2 protein-coding genes and 2 pseudogenes are annotated in these 1733 nt (G+C 75.9%); all 4 read right to left on the reverse strand.

Translation table 11 applies throughout. The features are described from left to right. Positions 1-196: pseudogene (locus ON36_RS00215) on the reverse strand (copper resistance protein CopD); the annotation flags it as partial. Next, positions 196-729, reverse strand: coding sequence for a copper resistance CopC family protein (locus ON36_RS00220; protein WP_043646192.1), 534 nt, complete (start codon positions 727-729; stop codon positions 196-198). The pseudogene ON36_RS00215 and the gene ON36_RS00220, both read right to left, overlap by 1 nt. Continuing rightward, positions 729-1388: a YcnI family copper-binding membrane protein gene (locus ON36_RS00225; protein WP_052313490.1), complete on the reverse strand. Its 660-nt coding sequence runs from the start codon at positions 1386-1388 to the stop codon at positions 729-731. The genes ON36_RS00220 and ON36_RS00225 overlap by 1 nt, the downstream gene beginning before the upstream one ends. 41 nt (positions 1389-1429) lie before the next feature. After that, positions 1430-1733, reverse strand: a pseudogene (locus tag ON36_RS00230) (hypothetical protein); the annotation flags it as partial.

The following is a 1733-nucleotide window of genomic DNA, read 5'->3' on the forward strand; positions in this document are numbered from 1 at the left end:
GCGCGGCGAGCCCGAGTACGGTCGCGCCCGCGCCGTCGGCGAGGGCGCGGGCCAGGCCCGCCCAGGTGCCCCCGACCGCCCCGCTGACCGCCCAGGCCAGCACCACCCCGGCCGCGGCGGCCGCGGCCGGGGGAGCGAGGGTGCGCCAGGCGGGGGCGGCGACGGGCGCCGCGCCCCGGTTCCCCCCGCCCGCCACTAGGACCGCTTGCCGGAACGGCCGACCAGCAGCGCGAACGCCAGGCCCGCGCCGAACAGCACGACACCGCCCGCGATGAACAGCCACACCGGCACGCCGCCGTCGTCGTCCGCGCCGGCCGCCCTGTCCTCGCCGGGCTTGGGGCCCGGGGTGCCGTGACCCTCCTTGCTCAGCGTGAAGGTGCGGGTGCCGCGGACGGGATGACCGTCGGCGGAGGTCACCCGGTAGGCGATCGTGTACACGCCGACGGGCCCGAGCTCGCCGAGTTCCACCGAGACCGTCCGGCCGTCCACCACGGGCGCGCCCTTGGACCACAGGTGCCCGTCCGGGCCGACCACCGTCAGCGACGGGAAGTTCTGCTGCAGTTCCTCGTTGAAGGTGACGGCGGCGCGGGCCGGGCCGACCTCGACGGTCGACCCGTCCTCGGGGGTGCTGCCGGTCACCGCGGAATGCGCCGAGGCGGCGCCCGCCCCGGTGAGCACGCCCGCCAGCAGGGTCAGCGCGGCGAGCAGGCCGCCGAAGAGCGTGCGCATCACGACCTCCTGGCCCGCAGCGCGTTGCCGAGACCGAGCGCGACGCCGAAGATGCCGAGCGCCAGGCCGATTCCGCCGAGCCAGCGGGCGACCGAGTCGTCGCCCTCGTCCTCGGCGCCGGAGTCGGAGCCGGAGCCGACCTGGTGGCCCTTCTCGTCGCCGCCGGTGCCCGCCGCCAGCGTCAGGGTGGGCGCGGGGTGTTCGGGTTCCTCGCCGCCGGTGGTGGCCTGGTCCCAGGCGACGACCTTGCCGTCGCTGTAGGTCTGCCGGGCGGGGAACGTCACCGAACCCTGCTGGGGCAGGGGGCCGATGGACAGTACGAATCGCTGGAACTGGCCGGGCCGCACGCCCGCGTTGCCGGGCTCGGCGGTCCAGGTCACCGTGGTGACCTCGCCCTTGTCGTTGCGGTCGAGCTTCTCCGCCCAGCCGGGCATCGGTTCGGTGCGCACGCTTTTCAGGTTGGGCACGGTGACGCTGAGCGCGGTGGTGGCGGCGGTCTCGGATTCGGTGGGCACCTTGAAGGTGGCGACGGTGTATTTGCCCTGGGTGGCGCCGGGCGCCTCCACCGTGACGTGGGCGGCGGCGGTGCCGCCCGCGGCGAGGACCAGCGCGGCGCCGAGCGCCGCGGTCGCGCCGCCGCGCGTGATGAGGTTGTACATCGAGAGGCTTTCTGTCCGAAGAAGTGTCGGTGTCCGGGGGATCAGGCCGGGACCGGCGGTGCGCGCGGGGGATGCGCGCCGATCGGACGGAAGGCGGAAAGGGGCGCGGCGTAGCGGGTCCGGGGCGCCCGCCGGGCGCCGAGGGGCGGGACGGGTGCGCTGAGCACGGCCCGCACGACCGACGAGACCAGCAGGTACAGCCGCTCGGCGGCGAGGATCGCGCCCGCGCAGAGCGCGGTGGCCAGCAGGTGCGCCGCGGTCATCGCGGCCGAGGGCCGGTGCAGCAACTCACCGAGCACCGCGCCGCCGCGATGATGGCCGAGTACCCCGGACAGAGCCAGATGC

Origin of the sequence: Nocardia thailandica NBRC 100428 (assembly GCF_000308795.1) — a bacterium.
In the GTDB taxonomy this organism is placed as follows: Bacteria; Actinomycetota; Actinomycetes; order Mycobacteriales; family Mycobacteriaceae; genus Nocardia; species Nocardia thailandica.